The following is a 23,391-nucleotide window of genomic DNA, read 5'->3' as shown; positions in this document are numbered from 1 at the left end:
ACCCAAATTCATTATTTTTTCAGCATGACAACCACTCTGCGGTAAGGATCTTTACCCTGACTTTTTGTCACGATCTTAGGATCTCTCTGAAGTGCAGAATGGATAATACGGCGTTCATTCGGATTCATAGGCTCCAGATGAACCGGTTTTTTTGTCTTCTTAACTTTATTTGCAATGCTGAGTGCAAGCTTTTCTAAAGTTTCCTGTCTGCGCTCCCTGTAATTCTCCGTATCAAGCTTTACTTTAATAAAAGCCTCGCTTTCTTTATTCACAAACAGGCTTGTGAGATATTGGAGTGCATCCAGAGTCTGTCCGTGCTTTCCGATCAGAGCACCCATCTTTTCTCCGGTAACATTAATCTTCAGCACATTTCCGGTGGTATTATAATAAAGATTCAGTTTAGGAACAAGTCCCATCGCCTTTAACACTTCATCCAGATATGCTTCTGTGTCGTTTATGATCTGATCAATATTATCCGGACGTTTATATACCTTTTCTTTAGGGTTTTCACAGGCAGTCTTCTTCTGTTCCTGGGTTTTTTCCTGTTTCTGTTTCTTTTCTGGAGCAGCCGGCGCTTCCGCTGTTTTCTCAGATTTATCTTCCTTTACAGGCTCAGCCGGTTTTTCTTTTTCCGTCAATTCAATGATCACCGGTTTTTTAAAGAGTCCTAAAAATCCGTTGCTTCCTTTATCAATCACTGCATACTGAATTTCTGTGCTCGGAATTCCCAGCTCCATGGCCGCATTCATAACCGCATCAGATTCCGTTTTGCCAGTAAAACGCTTTACTGCCATTTTATTTTCCCCCTTTATCCATCCGGTTCTTCACGATGTTTGCCTTAGATGCAATTCCTCCCTGGGATTCTGTGTTATACTCTACGTTTTTTGTGACTTTCTTTTTGGCAATACTGCTGATCGTATTATCCTGGGATGATTCTGACGGAGTGCTGCCGCTTGCAGCTCCCATCATTTTTTCATACATAGAAGGACCTTTTTTCTTGGCTTTCTTCTTGGCTGCTTTCTCTCTGCTCTTCTCAATGATCTTCTGCATATTTGTATGATTATAGTAATTGTTGATCAGAATCTGCTGTACCCACTGGAACACTGCACTGGCAGTCCAGTAAATACCGATTCCCACCGGAAGAGTGATACACATGAATAAAGACATAATAGGCATCATCAGCATCATATTCTTTGACATACCTGCCGCCGGATTATCTGAATCCATGTCTGCCATAGATGTACGCGCACTTAAATATTGGAATAAAGCGGACAAAATCGGGATAATAAGATAAATGCTCAATTTAAATCCCGGTGTATTCTGGATATTGATTCCAAGAATAAATTCATATGCACTCTTAGGAATATCAGGAATATAACTTTCCAGATTTCGTACTACATAATACAGAGCCATGATGATCGGAAACTGTATCAGCGTAGTCGCACATCCGCCAGTAGGGCTTGTCCCATATTTATCATAGACTTTCTGCATCTCTTCCTGCTGTTTCATCATAGATGCCTGATCTCTCTTACCCCGGTATTTCTTCTGGATCTTCATCATTTCGGGCTGTGCCACCTGGTTGATCTTCATACTTCTCTGCTGCTTAATTGTCAGCGGAAAAATAATCAATTTCGAAATCAATGTAAACAAAATAATACACAATCCAAGATTCTCAATACCAACAGCTGATAATCCATTGTAAATCCACTTCATGATCTCGCCGAAAACCCAGACGATCGGAGACAATAATCCTCCGCTGCCTGCCTGGGCTGCTTGAGCCAAATACATCATTTCTTTTTACCTTTCACCTTTCTCACTTCCGGAACAGGATCATATCCTCCCTTTGCAAAAGGGTTACATCTCAAGATTCTAAACACAGCCAGAAGGCTTCCCTTCAGTGCGCCGTGTTTTTCCAGTGCTTGAACTGCATACTCTGAACAGGTCGGAGTATAAATGCAAGTTCCTTTTCCTTTTAATTTAGACAAATGTGCTCTATAAAACTGTATCAAATAAATCAAAATCTTTTTCAATGTTTTTCATCTCTTTTTAAACGATGAAGACTCATCAGATGGAGCAAAGCACTTTCCACCGTGTGAAATCCTTCATCCTTAACCGTATTTCTGGCAATGACCACAAGATCAAATCCCTGCTTAAACTCTGACTGACGAAGCCGGTAACTCTCTCTCAGGAGCCTGGTCACCCGGTGTCTCACTACACTGTTTCCAACCTTCTTGCTGACAGAGATTCCAAAACGATTATAATTAAGCTGATTTTCCCTGCAGTATAAAACTAAATATTTGTTTGCTTTTGATTTACCGGTTTTATATACCTGCTGAAATTCCTTAGTTGTTCTTAACGAATGATAATGCTTCATATCTTTTCCTTCCCTATTATTTAGAGAAAAGAAAAGGTCACATCACTGCGACCTATGCTGACAATCTATTTCTTCCTTTTGCTCTTCTGCTCTTAATAACTTTTCTTCCGTTAGCAGTGCTCATTCTCTTTCTGAAACCATGAACTTTAGATCTCTGTCTTTTCTTTGGCTGAAATGTCATTTTCATGTCTAGAAACACCTCCTTAATCAAAAAATAGTAATTTTATATATGAAACCATATATTGTCTAAAAAACATCACTCCTATTATAGTCAAAGTCACCTGCATAAGTCAAGAGAATTCTATGTTTTTTTGCGATAAAGTTATTCCATCCATAGATATTGTAGGACTCTAAAAAGTTATACACAATTTGTGGATAACTTGTGGAAAACTATGTGAAATATTTGTTTATCATATGTTTATATGTGTCGAAACCCCTGATATTTCCTAGTGTTTATTTTGTGAATAAATTTATCCACAGTTTTTCACAGGCAACATATATTGTATTATGATTGTACTTATTATATGAAAGAAACATTGAAAAAAAAATTCTTTTGTTATACACTAGTAATAGTATATTTTTTTAAACTTATTTAGAAAGAGGTCCGTAAAAATCAATGAAGAAAAAAATCGAAGCGATCTGGGATGACGTTTTGTTAAAACTTGAACAGGAACACGATATTTCAAGTGCTGCCATCAACGCCTGGATTAAACCCCTCAATATTAAAGAAGTGAACGACGATCAGATTGTTTTGTCATTGAACAGTAATTTTGATGCCAGAGGCATACATTTTATTGAGAGTAAGATGTATGACTTTTATATTTCTCTGGCCATTCAGGATATAACAGGTAAAAAATACGAAATTTCTTTTGTTCTGGAAGAAGCTAAGAAGAAAAAGGCTCCTGCATCCCGCACGGATACCCAGCTTCAGGATTCTAATAATTTAAATCCAAGATATACGTTCGACAGTTTCGTCGTCGGAACAAACAATCAAATGGCTCATGCCGCCTGCATTGCCGTGGCAGAAGCTCCGGCGGAAGCTTATAATCCGCTTTTTTTATACGGCGGCGCCGGATTGGGAAAAACCCATCTGATGCACTCTATCGCCCATTACATTATGGAAAATAACAGCAAGCTCAAGGTCCTTTACGTGACCAGTGAAGATTTCACCAACGAAGTCATCAATGCGATTCATCATAACAAACAGGAAGAACTCAGAAACAAATACAGGACCATCGACGTTCTGCTGATTGATGATATTCAGTTTATAATAGGTAAGGACAGCACTCAGCAGGAATTTTTCCATACATTTAATGCCCTTTACAACTCCAAAAGCCAGATTATCATATCTTCCGATAAGCCTCCGAAAGAAATCGAGACTTTGGAAGAACGTTTGAGAACCCGTTTTGGATGCGGTCTTACGGCAGATATCCAGCCCCCTGATTATGAGACAAGAATTGCGATCTTAAGAAAACGAGCCGAGCTGGACCACATTTATATCGACGATGCTATTTTTGACTACATAGCTTCAAACATTAAATCAAATATCCGAGAACTGGAAGGAGCACTGAACAAGATCAGGGTATATTCCAAACTCGAAAAGAGGCCGATTGATCTTGATTTGGCTAAAATTGCCCTGAAAGACCTTGTGGACAACGATACTGTTGTAAAAATTACACCAGATCTGATCATCACTACGGTGGCTGAACATTTTAACATCCAGCCGGCTGATATTATATCAAAAAAACGAAGCCATGACATCGCATATCCAAGGCAGATCTGTATGTACCTGTGCAAGAAGCTTACGGATACATCTTTTGTAAAGATCGGTGAATACCTCGGAAAAAGAGACCACTCTACGGTCATTCATGGTTCAGAGAAGATTGAGAAGGATTTACAGAGAGATTCTTCTTTATCCACGACCCTTGACGTTATTATAAAAAAAATGAACCCATCATAAGGCTTATACACAGAATCTTGTGGATAACCTGTGCCTTTTGTGTTGATAATGAAAACCTTAATTTCAGGCTTGTTGATAACCTTCAAGTTATGAAAGCTTTATCCGTGGCTTTTTAACAAGTTATTAACCCTGATTCAGCCTTAAATTAAGCCGTTTTTCAGGGTTATTCACAAATCCACAGCCCCTACGGCTTATACTGCGGATTTTTAATATATATTTAAGTATTTTTGAACCTGAAAGGAGTTATACACAATATGAAAATCGTTTGTAATAAAAGCGACCTGGTTTCCGGTGTCAGCATCGTATCCAAAGCCGTTTCCAATAAGACAACACTTCCTATTCTTGAATGCATTCTCATGGAGGCAAGTGCCGGTACGATTACTTTGACTGCTAATGACATGGAACTGGGCATTGAGACAAACATCAAAGGAAACATTTTAGAACAGGGAAAAATCGCTCTGGATGCCAAGTTATTTTTTGAGATCGTCAGAAAACTGCCGGATAATGATGTTACAATCGAAACCGATTCTGATTACAAAGCAACTATCACTTGTGAAAAAGCATGTTTTCATATTGTGGGACAGGAAGGATCAGAATTTCCTTATCTTCCGGAGATTGAAAAAGAAAGAAGCATCACTTTGTCACAGTTTACTCTAAAAGAAGTAATCAGACAAACAATATTTTCCATATCTGATAATGAAAATAATAAACTTATGACAGGAGAGCTGTTTGAGGTTGAAGACAAAAAATTAAATGTTGTATCATTAGATGGACACAGGATTTCCATCCGAAATATTGAATTAAAAGAGAGTTATGATTCCTTTAAAGTTGTCGTTCCAGGAAAGACACTTCAGGAAATTACAAAAATTATTTCAGGTGATGCAGAAAAAGATGTTATAATTTATGTAACGAATAAGCATATCTTATTTGAATTTGATCAGACCAGAGTTGTCTCAAGACTTTTGGAAGGGGAATACTATAAGATAAGTCAGATGCTGTCCAGTGATTATGAGACTAAAATCACGATTAACAAAAAGGAATTTTTGGACTGTATTGACCGTGCCAGTCTTTTGATCAGAGAATCTGACAAGAAACCTATTGTTATCAATATTACGGATAATTCCCTGGAACTGAGTATTTCATCTTTCTTTGGATCTATGGAGGAAAATATACTGATTCAGAAAGAGGGAAGGGATATTCTGATCGGATTTAATCCGAAATTTTTGATGGATGTACTGCGTGTCATTGACGACGAGGAAATCAATATTTACCTTGTTAATCCGAAAGCGCCTTGCTTTATCAAGGATGATTCCGAATCCTATATTTACTTAATACTACCGGTAAATTTCAATCACTAGAAAGGAAATCTTGATGGAGCAGATTAAATTGAATGAAGAGTATATAAAACTCGGCCAGGCATTAAAGGCTGCCGGTCTTGTAAGTTCCGGGGTGGAGGCAAAGATCGTCATTCAGGACGGACTGGTCAGTGTCAACGGAGAGATTGACACGAGAAGGGGAAAAAAACTGTACGGCGGAGAAGTCATCGAATTTGACGGACAGGCTGTAGAAATCGTGAAATAGTCGGGTGACTTATGTATATTCAGTCTTTAGAGTTAAAAAACTATCGGAATTATGACCGTCTGATCATTGAGTTCTCCAGCGGCACCAATATTTTGTACGGTGATAATGCACAGGGAAAGACGAATATCCTTGAGGCAGTTTATCTGGGGGCAACGACCAAGTCCCACCGCGGAAGCAAGGATAAGGAGATTATCCGTTTCGGAGAAAATGAATCCCATATAAGGATTCATCTGATGAAACAGGACATCGGACACCAGATTGACATGCATCTGAAAAAGAGCAGGACAAAGGGTGCGGCTATTGACCAGATACCCATCAAGAGATCCAGTGATCTTCTTGGCTTTGTCCCTGTCATATTTTTTTCGCCGGAAGATCTGAGTATTATAAAAAACGGGCCTTCTGAGCGGAGAAAGTTTTTAGATATCGAGCTTTCACAGCTTGAAAAAATGTATCTTCATCAGCTTTCCAGCTATAACAAGGTAATGGCACAAAGGAATAACCTGTTAAAGCAGCTGGTTTACCAGCGTGAACTTTTGGATACATTAGACAGTTGGGATCTCCAGCTTGTCAAATATGGATCGGAGGTTATCCGATACCGCCGGAAATTTATAGAGGATCTCAACGAGATCATCAGGGAGATCCACAAGAATCTGACGGGAAAAAAAGAAAAAATTGTTTTGAAATATGATTATAGTGTAAACTATGATGAATTTCTGACCGTTTTACAGAGAAAGAGAGAGATTGATTTAAAATATGCTTCCACAGGGGCAGGACCTCACCGCGATGATATTGAATTTCTGGTAAACGGAATTGATATCCGCAGATTTGGGTCACAGGGGCAGCAGAGGACAGCGGCCCTTTCATTGAAACTTGCTCAGATTGAGTTAGTAAAAAGGCAGACCGGAGAGACACCGATTCTGCTCTTGGATGATGTGCTGTCAGAACTGGACAGCAGCCGGAAGAATTATCTTTTGGACAGTATTAAAGACATTCAGACTTTGATCACATGCACGGGACTGGAAGAATTTATTAACAGTCATCTGCAGATTGACAAAATGTTTCAGGTCAAATCAGGTAAAATTGTCAGAGAAAATTAGGAGGAACGTATGGGCACTGAGAAAAAAGGAGAATATGGTGCGGATCAGATTCAGATCCTGGAGGGACTGGAAGCTGTACGGAAAAGGCCCGGAATGTACATTGGAAGTACATCCGCCAAAGGGCTTCATCATTTGGTATATGAAATTGTGGACAATGCGGTCGATGAATCACTGGCAGGTTACTGTGATACGATTTATGTGACACTGAACAAAGATAATTCTGTTACAGTGCGTGATAACGGAAGGGGTATTCCGGTAGGGATCAATAAGAAAAAGGGCGTATCCAGTGTGGAAGTCGTATTTACGATTCTTCACGCGGGAGGAAAATTCGGAGGCGGAGGATATAAGGTTTCCGGAGGACTTCACGGCGTAGGATCATCCGTAGTAAATGCGCTGTCTAACTGGCTGGAAGTCAATGTCCATACGGATGGAAAAATATATAATCAGCGCTACGAAAAGGGAAAAGTGTGCTATCCTTTGAAGGTTGTGGGAGAGACTGAATTAAACGGAACCGAGGTAAGCTTTCTTCCCGATGATACAATTTTTGAAGAAACATTGTTTGAATATAAAGTTTTGAGACAGCGTCTGCGTGAGACAGCATTCCTGACAAAAAATCTGAAGATTATTCTCACAGATGACCGTCAGGAAGAACCTGTACAGGAGATTTTCCACTATGAGGGCGGGATCAAAGAGTTTGTCACTTATTTAAACAGAGGAAAAGAAGCACTGTATGACCAGGTTATTTATTGCGAAGGAGAAAAAGACGGTGTTTATGTAGAAGTTGCCATGCAGCATAACGATTCCTATAATGAAAACTCTTTAAGCTTTGTAAATAATATTATTACGCCGGAAGGGGGAACCCATCTGTCCGGTTTTAAAAATGCGCTGACAACAACATTTAATGATTATGCAAGAAAGAATAAACTGCTAAAGGAAAACGAGAGTAATCTTTCCGGAGAAGATATCCGTGAGGGGCTTACATCCGTCATCAGCATTAAGCTTGGCGAGCCTCAGTTTGAGGGACAGACAAAACAAAAGCTTGGAAACAGCGAAGCCAGAGGAGCAGTCAACAGCATTGTCAATGAGCAGCTCACTTATTTTCTGGAACAAAATCCTGCAGTTGCAAAGATTATATGTGAGAAAGCGGTTTTGGCACAGAGGGCCAGAGATGCTGCCAGAAAAGCCAGAGATCTTACCAGAAGAAAGACGGCTTTGGACGGATTCAGCCTGCCTGGAAAATTAGCGGACTGTTCCGACAAAAACCCAGAAAACTGTGAGATTTATATCGTCGAGGGTGATTCTGCGGGAGGTTCTGCAAAGACGGCCAGATCCCGTGCAACCCAGGCTATCCTTCCTCTGAGGGGAAAAATCCTTAACGTAGAGAAATCCAGACTCGATAAAATTCTGATGAATAAAGAAATCCAGGCAATGATCACAGCCTTCGGCACAGGCATACACGACGATTTTGATATTGAGAAATTACGGTATCATAAGATCATCATCATGACGGATGCCGATGTGGACGGAGCCCATATTGCAACGCTTCTCCTTACGTTCCTTTACCGGTTCATGCCGGATCTGATCAAGGAGGGATATGTATACATGGCTCAGCCGCCACTTTACCGGGTGGAGAGAAATAAAAAGTTCTGGTATGCTTACTCTGATCAGGAACTGAACAATATTGTCAATGAGATAGGCAGAGACAATAACAACAAGATCCAGCGCTATAAAGGTCTGGGCGAGATGGATGCGGAACAGCTCTGGGATACTACCATGGACCCGGATAAGAGAGTACTGCTTCGGGTAACCATCGACGAGGATTCCGCATCTGAGATCGACCTGACCTTTACGACACTGATGGGTGATCAGGTGGAACCAAGGCGTGAGTTTATTGAAGCCAATGCAAAATATGTCCAGAATCTGGACGTATAGGAAGGAATATAATATATGGACCAGAATACAATTTTTGATAAAGTTCATGACGTTGATCTGAAGCAGACAATGGAGAATTCCTACATTGATTATGCCATGAGCGTTATTGCTGCAAGGGCCCTTCCTGATGTAAGGGACGGGCTGAAGCCGGTTCAGAGGAGAATCCTTTATGCGATGATCGAACTGAACAACGGACCGGATAAACCGCACCGTAAGTGTGCACGTATCGTCGGGGATGCCATGGGTAAATATCATCCTCACGGTGACAGTTCTATCTACGGGGCATTGGTCAATATGGCTCAGGAGTGGTCTACCCGGTATCCTCTGGTAGACGGCCACGGAAACTTTGGTTCTGTAGACGGAGACGGCGCCGCTGCCATGCGTTATACGGAGGCAAGGCTCAGCAAGATTTCCATGGAACTTCTGGCCGATATCGGAAAAGATACGGTCAACTTTATTCCGAACTTCGATGAGACGGAAAAAGAGCCCCAGGTGCTGCCGTCAAGGTTTCCGAATCTTTTAGTCAACGGTACACAGGGAATTGCGGTCGGAATGGCAACAAACATTCCGCCTCATAATCTCACAGAGGTGATCAATGCGGTTGTAAAAATCATCGATGATCAGGTGGAGAGAAACCAGGTTACAGATATAGAAGAGTTATTAAATATCGTAAAAGGACCGGATTTTCCGACTGGAGCGACGATTTTAGGAAAAGCGGGCATCAGCCAGGCATACCGGACGGGACGCGGAAAGATTAAAGTCCGTGCCGTTACGGATATCGAGCCGATGGCCAACGGAAAACAAAGAATTGTGGTTACCGAGCTTCCGTACATGGTCAATAAAGCGAGACTCATTCAGAAGATTGCAGAGCTTGTAAAAGATAAAAAAGTAGACGGTATTACAGAAATACGGGATGAATCTGACCGTACCGGTATGAGAATCTGTATTGAGCTGCGCAGGGATGCCAATGCGAATGTCGTCCTTAACCGTCTGTTTAAACATACCCAGATGCAGGATACTTTTGGAGTTATCATGCTTTCGTTGGTAAACAATGAACCTAAGATCCTGAATCTGTTTGATATGCTAAATTATTATCTGGAACATCAGAAGGACGTTGTGACCAGAAGGACAAAATATGAGCTGAATAAGGCGGAAGAACGGGCACATATTTTAGAAGGTCTGCTCATTGCTCAGGACAATATTGACGAAGTCATCAAGATCATTCGGGCAGCTGCCAATATCACAGAGGCGAAGACACAGCTCATGGAGCGTTTTGCCCTGACCGACGCACAGGCACAGGCAATCGTGGATATGAGACTGCGGGCTTTGAACGGTTTGGAGCGCGCCAAGCTTGAAAAAGAATATAATGAGCTCATGGCAAAAATCACAGAATTAAAGGCAATTCTGGCAGATGAGAAACTACTTTTGGGAGTGATCAAAGATGAGCTGGTTTTGATCCGTGATAAATATGGGGATGAGAGAAGAACCTCTATTGGATTTGATGTAGATGATATTTCCATGGAGGATCTGATTCCAAGGGAAAATACGATCATTACTATGACAAAACTTGGATATATCAAGCGTATGACAGTAGATACCTTCAAGAGCCAGAACAGAGGCGGAAAAGGTATTAAGGGAATGCAGACCATTGATGAGGACTATATCGAGGAATTGTTTATGACAACGTCCCATCACTATATTATGTTCTTTACAAATATGGGAAGGGTGTACCGGCTGAAAGCCTATGAGATACCGGAGAGCAGCCGGACGGCCAGAGGAACGGCGATTGTGAATCTGATTCAGCTGCAGCCGGAGGAGAAGATAACGGCGGTGATTCCGATCAATGAGTATAAAGAGGATCATTATCTGTTTATGGCTACTAAGAGCGGAATCGTGAAAAAATCACCGATCATGGAGTATGCAAATATAAGAAAGACAGGACTTTTGGCGATTACGCTGAAAGAAAATGATGAATTGATCGAAGTGAAGTTTACGGACAATGACCAGGATGTATTTCTTGTGACAAAGAACGGACAGTGTATCAGGTTCCATGAGACAGATGTCAGATCTATCGGACGTACGGCGATGGGTGTCAGGGGAATCAACTTAGACGGAGACGATGAAGTCATCGGCATGCAGCTGAATTCCCAGGGAGAGGCATTGCTGTTTGTATCTGAAAATGGAATGGGCAAACGGACTGCCATGACCGAATTTACTTCTCAGCATAGAGGCGGAAAGGGTATCCGCTGCTACAAGATCACAGAGAAAACAGGAGATGTGGTCGGAGTGAAGGCTGTGGATGAAGAAAATGAAGTTATGATGATCACTACGGAAGGTGTCGTGATCCGGATGGGAGTAGAGGGAATCTCTATGCTTGGACGGAATACATCGGGAGTCAAACTCATGAATGTAGACGACAATGTGATTGTAGCAAGCCTGGCAAAAGTACGGGATGAAGAAGTGGAAGAAGAAAGCGAAATTTCAGAAGAAAAAACAGAATAAAGATCAAAAGTCAGAACATGGCGTCAGGAGTCTGTGTTCTGACTTCGCGTATCACAGATAAAGAGTGGATGAGAATAATTTTTTGGAGGAAATATGAGAACGATCCATACAGATAAGATTATCCGTAGTATCAGGGACATGTGTATTGAAGCCAACCTGACCTTGTCGAAAGACATGAAGTGCAGGCTGAAAAGTGCAAAAGAGGCAGAAAAGACTCCGCTGGGAAAGCAGATCCTCTGCCAGCTCAATGAAAATATGAAAATTGCCGAAGAAGAACAGATCCCGATCTGTCAGGATACGGGGATGGCTGTTGTATTTTTGAATATCGGCCAGGATCTGCACATTGAAGGTATGGATCTCCACGATGCGGTCAATGAGGGTGTCAGACAGGGATATAAAGACGGATATCTGAGAAAATCTGTCGTAAAAGATCCTCTGATCAGGGAAAATACGAAAGATAATACACCGGCGATTGTGCATATCGACATCGTTTCCGGGGATAAACTTGAAATTTTAGTGGCTCCCAAGGGATTTGGAAGCGAAAATATGAGCCGGGTATTTATGCTGAAACCGGCAGACGGAGCGGAAGGTGTCAGGAAATCTGTTTTGGAAGCCGTGAAGGATGCAGGACCAAATGCGTGTCCGCCGATGGTCGTCGGAGTCGGTCTTGGGGGAAGCTTTGAAAAAGCAGCTTTTCTGGCAAAAAAAGCTCTGACCAGAAACCTTGATCAGAGATCTGAAAAAGAACATATTCGTACCTTGGAAGAAGAACTCTTACAGGAGATCAATCAGCTCGGAATCGGGCCGGGCGGACTCGGAGGCAGCACCACTGCCCTCGGAGTAAATATTGAGACTTATCCGACACATATAGCAGGAATGCCTCTTGCCGTAAATATATGCTGTCATGTCAACCGCCATGTACATCGGGTTTTATAAGGAGTTAGAGAGATGAATAAATATGTAACAGTGCCTGCCGGAGCCGGTGAACTGAAAAATCTGCGGGCAGGAGATTATGTTTATTTGACTGGGACGATTTATACTGCAAGAGATGCGGCTCATAAAAGACTGTATGAAACGGCAGAGGAGAAAAAGGAGATGCCGGTAGACTTAAAAAATCAGATTGTCTATTATCTCGGACCCACACCGGCAAGGGAAGGCCAGGTGATCGGTTCGGCAGGACCTACGACCAGCAGCCGCATGGATAAATATACCCCGTGTATGCTTTCTCTTGGACTAAAGGGTATGATAGGAAAAGGCAAGAGGTCTATGGATGTGATCGAGTCCATGAAAGAAAATGGCGCAGTCTATTTTGCAGCAGTAGGGGGCGCAGGAGCACTTTTGTCAAAGTGCATTAAAAAATCTGAAGTTGTTGCATATGAAGACTTGGGAACAGAGGCAATTCGGAAGCTTGAAGTTGAGAATCTTCCGGTAATCGTTGTGATCGACAGCCTTGGGAATAATTTGTATGAAACGGCAGTTGAAGATTATAAAGCAAAATTTTTGGAATAATCTTTAAAATATTGTCAACACTATACTTGTACTTCACAAATACTTAAAAAATGAAAGACAAGAAGGAGCAGATAATATGTTAAGGTATATTTTTGACCCCGAATTTAAAAAATATGGGAGAATAATAGAAGATTTTGATTTTAGCCAGCTGAAACAGTATATGGACCGTATAACGGCTTCAAAATATCTGGAAGAACAGCTGTCCGTCGAAGAGATGGAGAAAATGCCGGTGTGTCATAAGATTCAGTGCGAACTGTTTCATGAGCTTCCGGTACAGATTGGTTATATGAGCGGACATAATCACAGAATCCATGGAGTAGAGTATCACAAATCGAAAGTCATACATATTGCAGCGACAGACTGTGTTATGTACTTGGGTCTGAGCCAGGATATCGAACCAACCCACGAGTATCATACATCCAGAATGGAAGCGTTTTTTGTCCCGAAGGGCACAGCCGTGGAGTTAAACTGCGGCGTACTTCACTGTGCTCCATGCAATGTAAACGGATATGGGTTTAAGCTTATCTGTATTGCACCAAAACATACAAGTGAACCATTTTGTATGAAAGTAAGGACGGAAAAGGATAAGATTCTGTTTGCAAGGAACAAGTGGCTGATTGCTCATAAAGATTCCGATATTGAAGGGGCGTTTTACGGGCTCAAGGGTGATACAGAAGCAGTATAATAGAAGTCAGGACCAGTAACGGCATCAAATTTAATTTGGTGCTGTTTTTTTTGATTCTTTTATGTTTTTTTAGAATTTGACGATTTATCTGGATTTTAAGAGAAACAAGTTGCGCACACAAGCAACAAGTATTATTGTTTTCTTCGTTAAATAATAAACAAAAACGTCATGCTCGGACGTTCTTTGAAATTATTAACAAATTCCCTTTTTAACACTTGTTGTTTATTTTTAGAGCTCTTAAAATCGAAAGGAGAAATCATGCAAGACAATCAGAATATATCCGATGAATTGCTTCAGAAGATGGATGCGTATTGGCGTGCTGCAAACTACTTGTCTGCCGGACAGCTGTATTTATTGGATAATCCTCTGCTTCGTGAACCATTGACGGAAGAACAGATTAAGAAAAAAATCGTAGGACACTGGGGAACCGTGCCGGGACAGAACTTTATCTATACCCACTTAAACCGTTTGATTAAAGAGTATGACCTGGACATGATTTATAGCTCAGGACCTGGTCACGGCGGAAACTTTATGGTTGCCAATGCTTACTTAGAAGGAACTTACAGCGAAGTTTACCCAAATGTCAGCCGTGATATCGAAGGAATGAAAAAACTGTTCAAACAGTTTTCTTTCCCGGGAGGAATTTCAAGCCACGTTGCACCAGAGACACCGGGATCTATCCATGAAGGAGGAGAACTCGGTTATTCACTGGCACATTCTTTCGGAGCCGTACTTCCGATCCTTCACTTAAACGGATATAAGATCAGCAACCCGACAGTCTTCTCAAGAATTTCTCATGAAGAACTGGAAAAATTCTTCGAGGGATGCGGATGGAAGCCATACTTCGTAGAGGGCAGCGATCCGATGCCGATGACGATGGAACAGCCGGAACATATGGATCAGCTGAAAGAATGGTTATTAAGCTATCGTCCGGAAGAACTGTTTGATGAAAACGGAGAAAAGACACAAAACAGAAATCTTATCCGTTAAAGACGATCAAAGTATTATGCAGAAATAAATATTTTATTTTAATTACTCTGGCATTTGCAGTTATTTATGTGTCTCTGGGACTGACATCCGGATCAAGAATCTATTATGCAAAGTATGTCCTTGGAAATGAATATCTGAACAGTACAATGACTCTGTTTAACTACATACCTACTATATTGACGATACTCTTAATCCCTGTATTTACAAAGAAGTTTGGTAAGATCAAGGCTTTGATTGCAGGATTTACCTTTTACGGAGCCGGATTAATACTGGAAATTCTGATGCCGACTTCACTTCCGTTTCTCTATGCAGGGCTGGTTTTCCAGGGAATCGGACATGCGGCATTGGGATGGATTCTGGCAGCAGGAAGCTACGATGGGACTGCAGCAGTTCAGAGTGCTTCCGCAATCTTTGCGATCAAGTCGCTGTTTCTGTATATGCCTCTGATTATCACTGTGGCGGTACTCGTCATCTGGTACCTGTTCCTGGGAATTGATAAAATTTATCCGACTGTACAGAAGGATTTGAAAGCCAGGAGAGAAAAGAAAGCTTAAAATAGATAAAAAGGTAAGACACTAATATTTCTGTAGTTGTCTTACCTTTTTATATGTATATTATTTTATTAAATGATATTCCTTATAAAGTTTTATTCTCATATTCTCATCTCCGACAGCAAGCCGGGCATCTTCAATTCTTCCATCCAGAAATAATCTCTGCATCAGAGATGCAAACATATACTCACCTTCAGCCCTTCCTTCAGTTTTTCCCAGCTCTTTGCTGAACTTCATCTGTGTAGCGTAATCGGATAGATTTTTCTGACGGAAGAGATATTCATCCATGCGATTCGGATCACGTTCTAGTTTTTCCAGTTCCTTGACGGCTTCCTCGATATAGGGATCTTTCTCAATTATCATACGTTCCTCCTCTCTGTCTGCACTGATAAGGCATGCCCACTTATATAGGGTTTTATGATTATCTTTTACTTCAGATTTGTTCAGCTTTTTTAATTCAATTACATGGATTTCCCATTGGTCACTGTACAAAGACTGTCTGTTATCCTCCCGCATATGAAAGGAGGAATAAAAATAGTCAGTATCTGGAAATTGATTAAAGCCAAGAATACTGCCAGGAAATCCTTTTAGTATCTTAGGGTTTTTCATTACTTGTGTAAAAGCATAATCATTTTTTGTGTTCTCCTTTATTTTATCATGAATGGACAAAAATTTCAATATCACCTATAATTTTACAATAACGAAGTTTTATACGGACTAGGTTAAACTAAATACAATCAACTTAATTCTTTCTCTAAGTACTTTTTAGTTGAGGAAAAAAATTAATTATTTCATAAAAAGAAGCCACTGCACATCATCTGCATGGCTTCTTTTTATATTATAATGATGTTCTGTTAACGACCTTACACTTTATCTTTAGGTACTGCTTTTCCAAACGATGATTTTCTCCATCCGCTATCATGTGGTCGGCGACTTCACAGGATTTTCTTCCTATTTGCTTCAAAGGAAGATTTACAGTCGTTAAAGGAGGATATAAATAAGCGGAGAGTTCCCGGTTGTCGAATCCGGTGACAGGAATGTCCTTACCGGGTGTGATGTTCTGATCATGGCACCAGTCATAAACTCCTCCCGCGATGATATCACTCATACATAAGATAGAATCCACAGATTTCCCCATCAAGGCAGCAGCTCCCTCACAGCCTGTCCGGCGGTTCCATTCGCCGTAATAAACAAACTTTTCGGAAAAGGGGAAATGAAATTCCAGAAGAGCACGCCGGAAGCCTTTCAGGCGTTCCGCAGTGTGGTAGCTTCCCGGTTTTCCGGCAATCAGTCCGGGATGTCGGAACCCTTTTTTTAGGACTGATTTAGTGATACGGTAGAAACCGTCCTCATCGTCTGCCAGCACAGAAGGGACCCCCGGGTCGGGGCTGGTACAGTAGGCCATGACAATCGGCAGATTCAGGCCGGAAGACACGGTTTTAATGTCACGTACATGGGGAGCTACATAGATGATGGCTCTGGCCTGTCTGGATCTCAGCTCGTTAATTTCATAATTTATGAGCTGCCCAAGATTGTTTTTTGTGTAATAAAAATCTCCGAATTTCTGGAACAGCCGTAAGTTTGTTAAAAGGATCTGATATTTGTGCTCTTCACAGTATTCTGTAATACCGTCAATGATATCAGGGGAGTTAAATACAGTCATATCCTCTGCGATTACCCCAATCGTGTTGGAGGTCTTTAATTTTAAATTTTTTGCAATATAATTCGGTGTATAGTTCAGCCGCTGGGCTGTCTTTCTCACAAGTTCAATGGTCTCTTTGCTGGCTTTGGCCTTTCCATTCAGAATGTTTGAGACGGTTGCGGTGGAGACATTGCAGGCAGCTGCGATTTCACGGATAGTAGTCATATCATAGGATCCTTTTCATGGAAGATAGAACAAAAGTGTGCTTTACACACCTCGCAAATCAGTTTTTTCTATGCACAGCTTTTGTTCCGCGCGCGAAGCTGTGCATCCTGCCCGCAGGGCTTTTTTATTCCATAGGACGAACTTCCTATGGAATAAAAAATGGGACTGCTTGTACAGTCCCATTATACGTGGATTATCTTCTTTGGGCAAGTTCCATTTTGATGGTCATTTCATTGGCCTCATGTCTGTGGTAGAAAAACATGACGACTGCTCCGCCCAAAAACATAAGAATCGGAAGCCAGATGAAGTTGAACTTAATTGCCATCAGGGAGGAAGCCGCGATACCGGTGCCGACACAGGCGATGAGCCATCCGGCTACCAGCAGAGGAATCGCAGGGCCTGCAATGCCCATGATCACATGTCCGGTACTGGTCAGAGCCAGGCCAAAGATCATGGTAGTACATTTGTTGAATTTTTTCGTAATAAAAGGAATCAAAACCACGCCCAATACCTGGATCAGGGAAAGACCGTTGATCACGGGAACCAAATCTTTTCGGTCCAGATTATACTGAAAATAATAGACAAGGGAGGATGTACGAACCGTGTTGGCAAGCCAGTAAAAAAGGTTGGCTCCAACGATGATGACCCACGGCCAGTTTCCCTTGATTGCGCCGATACTTTTTTTGATGGAAATAGATTTCTCCGCCTGGGCGTTTTCCTCTCTCAGACAGGTAAATGCAAACAAAAACAAAATGACTCCGATGACGGCAAAGATGGCAACGGCACGGGTGAAGCCCGCACGGTCGTTTCCTCTTCCGAGAATACCGACCATTGGGAGAATGAAGGTAACGGCCAGAAAGTATCCTACATTTCCGCCTGTCATACGGTAGGAGTTCAGCACGATTCTCTCGTCTGCATCACTGCTTAAGTTGGGCAGGATAGAAGTAATCGGCGTTGAAATGCCGGAGTACAGCACTCCTGCGGTGATATAGGTGATGACTGCCCAGGCAATCTTTGCGGAGCCGGTCAGGTTCGGTGTCGTAATTTTTTCCGTATTTATTTCTTCTCCCATATCCCAGTCAGGGGTACTGGTGCTGTCGGTAAAGAGTCGGGCAAAAATACCTCCGTCTTTGGCAAAAGTGGACTGTCCGAACCGGTTTCTGGAAAGGTCCGGGCGGTTGATATGAGGCCCGGCTACGCTGTATGTAGATGCAGCTTCCCCACTTGTTCAGCTGACACATGGTCGTGGTCGCATGGTCTTTTTCAAAAGTCATGTCGGCCCTGCTGATGCTGCGGTTTTCAGGGAGTTTTACGTTCATCATAAAAGAATCTCCGCATAAGGTCATCGGTGAGTAATGAATAATAGGATGTCCGAAAGAATACCCCTTTTCATAAAATTGTTTTTCTGTATTATAAGGAGCCATGCGGTATGTCCAGGTTTTTTCTGAACCGGCTGGAAGTTCAGTCGGCTCTCTTTTGTAAATCCAATCTTTTAAAGGTCCCTCATCTTCGGCATAACCTCCTGCCAGGATTAATTTGTGAAACAAAATCCCGTCCAAAGAAGGGGAAACATTTTCAAAGAAAAGATTTTCATAGGCACAGTAAGTACCTACGGAAAAGGTTTCTCCGGCCGTCTGATAAACTCCGAGATGGGGACCCTGATTGTTTCTCCTGTGGAGGGCAATCTTCGTATAGTCGGGAGAGACAGACGGAAAGCGGCTGACTGCCGGATGTTTTTAAGGATATCCTTATCCCGGAACATGATGTAGGCAAAGGATGTCCAAACACCGAAATCCCGGATTACGAGAGGTTCCTGTTCTTTATTTAGAAGGGGGATATGGAAATCAAAAGTGTTAGGGTCAGAACTAAGGTCATAGATAAAGTTAAGTTTGAAACGGTCAAAATCATAGGAGATCACAGCTTTATTATGGGAAGAAAGATTAATAGACGGGGAGACATCCTGAGTCTGGTAAGTCTGATCACCTATGGACAGATCAAAAGAACCAAAAAGTTTATCCGCTTCCTTATATCCTGCCTCAGATAGATAAGAGGGATCCACTACCCAGTTCATGCATGAAGCATTTTTGTTGAATTCCAGACGGATGAGCTGCCCTTTGTCTGAAAAATCTGCTTTGAAGGTATTATTATGTATCATTTTAACATCCTTTCGTGGTATAATAATTTTATGTTAAACGTTTAATTTGTAAAAAATACATATAATAATTGTAAGAGTTTTATGTAATTTGTATAAAGTCTTTAAAGCGATAGGTTGATGAAGCTATCCAGGTTGTCTACTTGTCGCAGGTTTGTCTTGTGTTTTTTCAAAAACAAACAAACTATAATCTAAAATTAAACAACTTATGGAAAACATATACATGAAATTCGTAAAAATTTTAAACAAGTTCATAGGATATTAGGTCGAAAAAATTCATGAACCTTGTAGAATACAAAGTAACAGGAAACACAAGGGATAAATTAGGAGTTGTAAAAAATGAACTATGTATTTGATGAAAAATTCAGCAGGTATGGTGAAGTAGTAAACCAGTTTGATTTCACCGGTGTTGTGGAGTTAATGAAAGGCGTACAAGTTGATAAAGGCATCAAACAGACAGAATCTGCAAGAGAACTTGAGTGCAGGAAAAGTTATTTAACGGAAAGGAAATACAAGTGGGATGGTGTCTGGGACATAACCATAAAATCAATATGGTGGAGTACCATAAAACCTGTCAGCTGTTTATAACGGCTTCCGATTGTGTCATGTTTTTTGGAGAAAAGAAAAATATGGAGTTTAATCAGGTGTATAACACAAAATATATGGAAGGCTTCTTTATTCCTAAGGGAACTGCGTTAAAGATCAATCCGGAAGTACTTCATTGTACTCCGTGTAATATCAACAGCTATGGATTCAAAGTGATTTCAGTGAATGTTAGGCACACGAATGAACCTTTGGAAATTCAGACAGGAGACAGAAAAGACCGAACACTGTTTGCAAATAGAGAAGCAGGCGTGGAAGGTGCCTTTTGCGGATTAAAAGGAGATACAATAGCTGTATATCAGAAAACACAGAATTTCCGATGATAGAAAAAGGCAGCCTCAATCAGTATAGACTCATTGAGACTGTCTTTGTTCAATAATTGAGCAACTGAGGAAATCCCCTTTTGATTATTTCAGGATTTTGGGAAACTGTTTCTTTGATTGTTCATATGTTTCAGATTCCTCGAGTACACGTCCGAGCACAGACTCAGCGTTATTTGTGGCATCCTCCAGGGGAACAACAAGAAGCTTTTTGTTCCCAAACCTTGTCGTCTTTTCAACTTCTGTGTTGGATGCGATGATTACATAATCAGCCTCATCAATCTGCTCCGGAGTAAATTCTCCACCGATTCCCTGTGCGCCGTGTGTCTCTGTCCTGATTTCATAACCAAGGGCTTCAGCAGCCGATTCAAGCTGTTCAGCAGCAACATAGGTTTGGACCATTCCGGTCGGGCATTTTGTGATACAAAGTAGTTTCATAAATGTCTCCTCCATTCTTATGTTACTCCTTCTTAGAATTCTATTATAGCATAAACATTGGCGCAATCTTATACAAAAATGGAAAACAAAAAGAAGGATTTTATGTAATATAATTTGTAAATTTAGCTAAAATATATGACGCATTAACAAAATATCATGCAATATAAACAACTTGTGCGTACCACCGTACAAGTTTTAAAATAAATTTTGCAGGGAGGAAACATATGGCTAATAAAGCGGGTTCAATGAAATATTTTAAGCTGAAAGAAGATCTGAAAAATGATATTTTATCCGGAATTTACAAGCCCGGAGACAAAATGCCTTCAGAAAATCAGCTGGCGCGGGAGCTGTCTATCAGCCGGCATACAGTGAGAAAAGCACTCTCAATTCTGGAAGACGAAGGGTATATCGTTGCATATCACGGAAAGGGCACTTTTTGTACGGAGCGGGCAATCCATAAAAAGCAGTCCAGAAATATTGCCGTTATCACAACTTATATATCAGATTATATTTTTCCGCAGGTGCTAAACGGGATTAACCAGGTTCTCACGGAAAACGGTTACAGTCTGATGTTTAAGACAACAGGAAACAGCCGTGTCAATGAGACAAAATGTCTGGAGGATATTCTGACGAAAGATGTTGACGGTCTAATCATAGAACCGAGTAAGAGTGAACTGTTTTGTAAACATCCGAATCTTTATCAGACGCTGGATCAATATGAGATTCCCTATGTTTTTATTCAGGGTGTTTACTCTGAGATGACAGATAAACCTTATATCGTAATGGATGACTGTAAGGGAGGATATCTTCTGACAAAACATTTGATTGAAACAGGGCACAGATTTATCGCAGGAATTTTTAAGGCGGACGATTATCAGGGAAAAGAACGCCACAGGGGCTATGTCATGGCTCTGAATGAGGCGGGTATCCCGTATAATCCTGATGCGGTCATATGGTTCCACACAGAAGACAGGGCATCAAAGCCCAGGGGAGAAATTCACAGAATGACAAAAGAGGGATTCCCGATGGACGCGGTAGTCTGTTATAACGACCAGATCGCGCTGGAGATTATTTACGAGCTGGAGGCTTTGGGGATCAGCATACCGGATGATATATCTGTCACTGGATATGATAATTCGGCTTTGGCAAGGCTGGGAGTCATTAAACTGACCACAATTGCCCATCCGCAGAAAAAGCTCGGGGAGATGGCCGGACAGCTTCTGCTGGAACAGATTCAGGGAATACCAAATGAAAAATCAAAAGTAACAAGAGTGATCGAGCCTGAACTCATCGTCAGGAACTCGTGTAAAGACAGACGCAGGATGGAGGAAAAAAGATGAACACAAAAAAATATCAATTTTGGTTTGCAACAGGATCACAGGATTTATATGGAGAAGAATGTCTTTTTCATGTAGCACAACACTCAAAAATAATCGTGGAAGCACTGAATAAGTCAGGTATCCTTCCCTATGAAATTGTGTGGAAGCCTACTCTGATTGATAATGCATCCATAAGAAGAACTTTTAATGAAGCAAACTCAGATGAGAACTGTGCCGGAGTCATCACATGGATGCATACGTTTTCTCCTGCAAAATCATGGATTTTGGGGCTGCAGGAATACAGAAAGCCGCTGCTTCATTTACATACGCAGTTTAATCAGGAGATTCCGTATCAGACAATTGATATGGATTTTATGAACGAGAATCAGTCAGCACATGGCGACAGAGAGTATGGACATATTGTTTCACGCATGGGAATTGAGCGGAAAGTTGTCGTAGGATTCTGGGACGATGAGAGAGTAAAGAGAGAAATTGCTTCCTGGATGAGAACTGCTGTCGGAATCATGGAGAGCAGCCATATACGTGTGGCGCGTGTGGCAGACAACATGAGGAATGTAGCGGTCACAGAGGGAGATAAAGTAGAAGCCCAGATCAAATTCGGATGGGAGATCGACGCATATCCAGTCAATGAAATCGCAGATTATGTTGAGGCTGTCTCTAAAGGTGATACGGATGCGCTGGTAGAAGAATATTACGACAAATACGAAATTCTTCTGGAGGGAAGAGATGCCGGAGAATTTAAAAAACATGCCGCCGTTCAGGCTCAGATCGAACTCGGATTCGAGAAATTCCTGACGGAAAAAGATTATCAGGCCATTGTGACTCATTTTGGGGATCTCGGCTCTTTAAAACAGCTTCCGGGTCTTGCGATTCAGAGACTGATGGAGAAAGGATACGGTTTCGGAGCGGAAGGAGACTGGAAGACGGCTGCTATGGTGCGTCTGATGAAGATTATGACGGCAGGAAAGAAAGACGCAAAGGGAACCTCTTTCATGGAAGATTACACCTATAACTTTGTGCCTGGAAAAGAGGGAATTCTTCAGGCTCATATGCTGGAAGTATGTCCGACGATTGCGGAGGGACCGATAAGCATCAAAGTAAATCCTCTCTCCATGGGAGACAGGGAAGACCCCGCAAGACTTGTCTTTACGGCAAAAGAAGGGCCGGCAGTTGCCACATCTTTAGTTGATCTCGGACACAGGTTCCGCCTGATCATTAATGAGGTTGACTGCAAAAAGACGGAACAGCCGATGCCGAAGCTTCCGGTTGCCACTGCGTTCTGGACTCCGAAACCGAATCTTCCGGTAGGCGCCGAGGCGTGGATTCTGGCAGGCGGAGCCCATCACACAGCGTTCTCATATGATCTGACCGCACAGCAGATGGGAGATTGGGCAGATGCTATGGGAATTGAGGCTGTTTATATAGATGCCAATACCAATATCCGTAACTTTAAAAATGAATTAAGATGGAACGAAGCAGCCTTCAGATAG

General features: G+C 41.6%; 26 protein-coding genes. 15 read left to right on the top strand and 11 right to left on the bottom strand.

Translation table 11 applies throughout. The annotated features are described in order from the left end of the window. Positions 1 to 11: 11 nt before the first annotated feature. The 5 genes from jag to rpmH are packed head-to-tail and all read right to left on the bottom strand — an operon-like array spanning position 12 to position 2,561. The gene (jag, locus tag CI597_RS14935) at positions 12 to 794 is read right to left on the bottom strand and encodes an RNA-binding cell elongation regulator Jag/EloR (protein ID WP_024729058.1); all 783 of its coding nucleotides are present in this window, start codon (positions 792 to 794) and stop codon (positions 12 to 14) included. A 1-nt stretch (position 795) separates the two neighbouring features. Then, positions 796 to 1,791, bottom strand: coding sequence for a YidC/Oxa1 family membrane protein insertase (locus tag CI597_RS14930; protein ID WP_024729057.1), 996 nt, complete (start codon positions 1,789 to 1,791; stop codon positions 796 to 798). Further along, positions 1,788 to 2,030 (bottom strand): membrane protein insertion efficiency factor YidD, encoded by a 243-nt coding sequence (yidD, locus tag CI597_RS14925; RefSeq protein WP_024729056.1) that lies wholly within the window; start codon positions 2,028 to 2,030, stop codon positions 1,788 to 1,790. Before yidD ends, CI597_RS14930 begins: the two co-directional genes overlap by 4 nt. Then, on the bottom strand, positions 2,027 to 2,374 hold the full coding sequence (rnpA, locus tag CI597_RS14920) for a ribonuclease P protein component (protein WP_024729055.1): 348 nt from the start codon (positions 2,372 to 2,374) through the stop codon (positions 2,027 to 2,029). Before rnpA ends, yidD begins: the two co-directional genes overlap by 4 nt. Positions 2,375 to 2,426: 52 nt before the next feature. After that, positions 2,427 to 2,561 (bottom strand): 50S ribosomal protein L34, encoded by a 135-nt coding sequence (rpmH, locus tag CI597_RS14915; RefSeq protein ID WP_006568113.1) that lies wholly within the window; start codon positions 2,559 to 2,561, stop codon positions 2,427 to 2,429. 429 nt (positions 2,562 to 2,990) lie between these two features. On the opposite strand from rpmH, the gene dnaA reads away from it, so the two are divergent. From dnaA to CI597_RS14860, 11 genes are all read left to right on the top strand, one after another. Next, the gene (gene dnaA / locus CI597_RS14910) at positions 2,991 to 4,334 is read left to right on the top strand and encodes a chromosomal replication initiator protein DnaA (protein ID WP_024729054.1); all 1,344 of its coding nucleotides are present in this window, start codon (positions 2,991 to 2,993) and stop codon (positions 4,332 to 4,334) included. Positions 4,335 to 4,588: 254 nt separating this feature from the next. Continuing rightward, a complete protein-coding gene (gene dnaN / locus CI597_RS14905) occupies positions 4,589 to 5,692 on the top strand; it encodes a DNA polymerase III subunit beta (RefSeq protein ID WP_024729053.1) in 1,104 nt (367 codons plus the stop codon). Between the two features lie 13 nt (positions 5,693 to 5,705). Then, entirely contained in the window at positions 5,706 to 5,915 is a 210-nt protein-coding gene (locus tag CI597_RS14900; RefSeq protein ID WP_024729052.1) for an RNA-binding S4 domain-containing protein, read from the top strand. Positions 5,916 to 5,926: 11 nt separating this feature from the next. Further along, a complete protein-coding gene (gene recF / locus CI597_RS14895) occupies positions 5,927 to 7,012 on the top strand; it encodes a DNA replication/repair protein RecF (protein WP_024729051.1) in 1,086 nt (361 codons plus the stop codon). 9 nt (positions 7,013 to 7,021) lie between these two features. Next, positions 7,022 to 8,944 carry a DNA topoisomerase (ATP-hydrolyzing) subunit B gene (gyrB, locus tag CI597_RS14890; RefSeq protein ID WP_024729050.1) on the top strand — a complete coding sequence of 641 codons (1,923 nt, stop codon included), beginning with the start codon at positions 7,022 to 7,024 and terminating at the stop codon, positions 8,942 to 8,944. Positions 8,945 to 8,959: 15 nt separating this feature from the next. Beyond that, on the top strand, positions 8,960 to 11,446 hold the full coding sequence (gene gyrA, locus CI597_RS14885) for a DNA gyrase subunit A (protein WP_024729049.1): 2,487 nt from the start codon (positions 8,960 to 8,962) through the stop codon (positions 11,444 to 11,446). A gap of 93 nt (positions 11,447 to 11,539) precedes the next feature. After that, entirely contained in the window at positions 11,540 to 12,382 is an 843-nt protein-coding gene (locus tag CI597_RS14880; RefSeq protein ID WP_024729048.1) for a fumarate hydratase, read from the top strand. A 12-nt stretch (positions 12,383 to 12,394) separates the two neighbouring features. Then, a complete protein-coding gene (locus CI597_RS14875; RefSeq protein WP_024729047.1) occupies positions 12,395 to 12,955 on the top strand; it encodes a Fe-S-containing hydro-lyase in 561 nt (186 codons plus the stop codon). 76 nt (positions 12,956 to 13,031) lie between these two features. Next, positions 13,032 to 13,640 carry a DUF4867 family protein gene (locus CI597_RS14870; RefSeq protein ID WP_024729046.1) on the top strand — a complete coding sequence of 203 codons (609 nt, stop codon included), beginning with the start codon at positions 13,032 to 13,034 and terminating at the stop codon, positions 13,638 to 13,640. Positions 13,641 to 13,898: 258 nt separating this feature from the next. Next, a complete protein-coding gene (locus CI597_RS14865; protein ID WP_024729045.1) occupies positions 13,899 to 14,630 on the top strand; it encodes a hypothetical protein in 732 nt (243 codons plus the stop codon). A gap of 5 nt (positions 14,631 to 14,635) precedes the next feature. Further along, complete coding sequence (locus CI597_RS14860) at positions 14,636 to 15,184, top strand: MFS transporter (protein ID WP_081723920.1); 549 nt, start codon at positions 14,636 to 14,638, stop codon at positions 15,182 to 15,184. Positions 15,185 to 15,244: 60 nt separating this feature from the next. On the opposite strand, the gene CI597_RS14855 is transcribed toward CI597_RS14860, so the two are convergent. From CI597_RS14855 to CI597_RS14835, 5 genes are all read right to left on the bottom strand, one after another. Continuing rightward, positions 15,245 to 15,790, bottom strand: coding sequence for a PD-(D/E)XK nuclease family transposase (locus CI597_RS14855; protein WP_024729043.1), 546 nt, complete (start codon positions 15,788 to 15,790; stop codon positions 15,245 to 15,247). A gap of 229 nt (positions 15,791 to 16,019) precedes the next feature. Further along, the gene (locus CI597_RS14850; RefSeq protein ID WP_024729042.1) at positions 16,020 to 17,048 is read right to left on the bottom strand and encodes a LacI family DNA-binding transcriptional regulator; all 1,029 of its coding nucleotides are present in this window, start codon (positions 17,046 to 17,048) and stop codon (positions 16,020 to 16,022) included. Positions 17,049 to 17,241: 193 nt separating this feature from the next. Further along, the gene (locus CI597_RS14845; protein ID WP_024729041.1) at positions 17,242 to 18,120 is read right to left on the bottom strand and encodes an MFS transporter; all 879 of its coding nucleotides are present in this window, start codon (positions 18,118 to 18,120) and stop codon (positions 17,242 to 17,244) included. A gap of 7 nt (positions 18,121 to 18,127) precedes the next feature. After that, positions 18,128 to 18,595, bottom strand: coding sequence for a hypothetical protein (locus CI597_RS18205; protein WP_024729040.1), 468 nt, complete (start codon positions 18,593 to 18,595; stop codon positions 18,128 to 18,130). A gap of 62 nt (positions 18,596 to 18,657) precedes the next feature. Continuing rightward, complete coding sequence (locus CI597_RS14835) at positions 18,658 to 19,203, bottom strand: hypothetical protein (protein ID WP_024729039.1); 546 nt, start codon at positions 19,201 to 19,203, stop codon at positions 18,658 to 18,660. 336 nt (positions 19,204 to 19,539) lie between these two features. Between CI597_RS14835 and CI597_RS18025 the strand changes: the two genes are divergently transcribed. After that, on the top strand, positions 19,540 to 19,788 hold the full coding sequence (locus tag CI597_RS18025; protein WP_024729038.1) for a hypothetical protein: 249 nt from the start codon (positions 19,540 to 19,542) through the stop codon (positions 19,786 to 19,788). Further along, positions 19,680 to 20,126, top strand: a complete 447-nt coding sequence (locus CI597_RS14830; protein WP_081723919.1) for a DUF4867 family protein — start codon at positions 19,680 to 19,682, stop codon at positions 20,124 to 20,126. Before CI597_RS18025 ends, CI597_RS14830 begins: the two co-directional genes overlap by 109 nt. 84 nt (positions 20,127 to 20,210) lie before the next feature. On the opposite strand, the gene CI597_RS14825 is transcribed toward CI597_RS14830, so the two are convergent. Beyond that, entirely contained in the window at positions 20,211 to 20,561 is a 351-nt protein-coding gene (locus tag CI597_RS14825; RefSeq protein WP_024729036.1) for a PTS fructose transporter subunit IIB, read from the bottom strand. A 224-nt stretch (positions 20,562 to 20,785) separates the two neighbouring features. On the opposite strand from CI597_RS14825, the gene CI597_RS14820 reads away from it, so the two are divergent. Both CI597_RS14820 and araA read left to right on the top strand, forming a co-directional pair. Continuing rightward, positions 20,786 to 21,901 carry a GntR family transcriptional regulator gene (locus CI597_RS14820; RefSeq protein WP_024729035.1) on the top strand — a complete coding sequence of 372 codons (1,116 nt, stop codon included), beginning with the start codon at positions 20,786 to 20,788 and terminating at the stop codon, positions 21,899 to 21,901. Then, positions 21,898 to 23,391: an L-arabinose isomerase gene (gene araA / locus CI597_RS14815; protein WP_024729034.1), complete on the top strand. Its 1,494-nt coding sequence runs from the start codon at positions 21,898 to 21,900 to the stop codon at positions 23,389 to 23,391. The genes CI597_RS14820 and araA overlap by 4 nt, the downstream gene beginning before the upstream one ends.

Origin of the sequence: Anaerostipes hominis (ex Lee et al. 2021) (genome assembly GCF_002270485.1) — a bacterium.
GTDB lineage: Bacteria > Bacillota > Clostridia > Lachnospirales > Lachnospiraceae > Anaerostipes > Anaerostipes hominis.
This window is presented reverse-complemented; position numbering and strand designations above follow the sequence as displayed.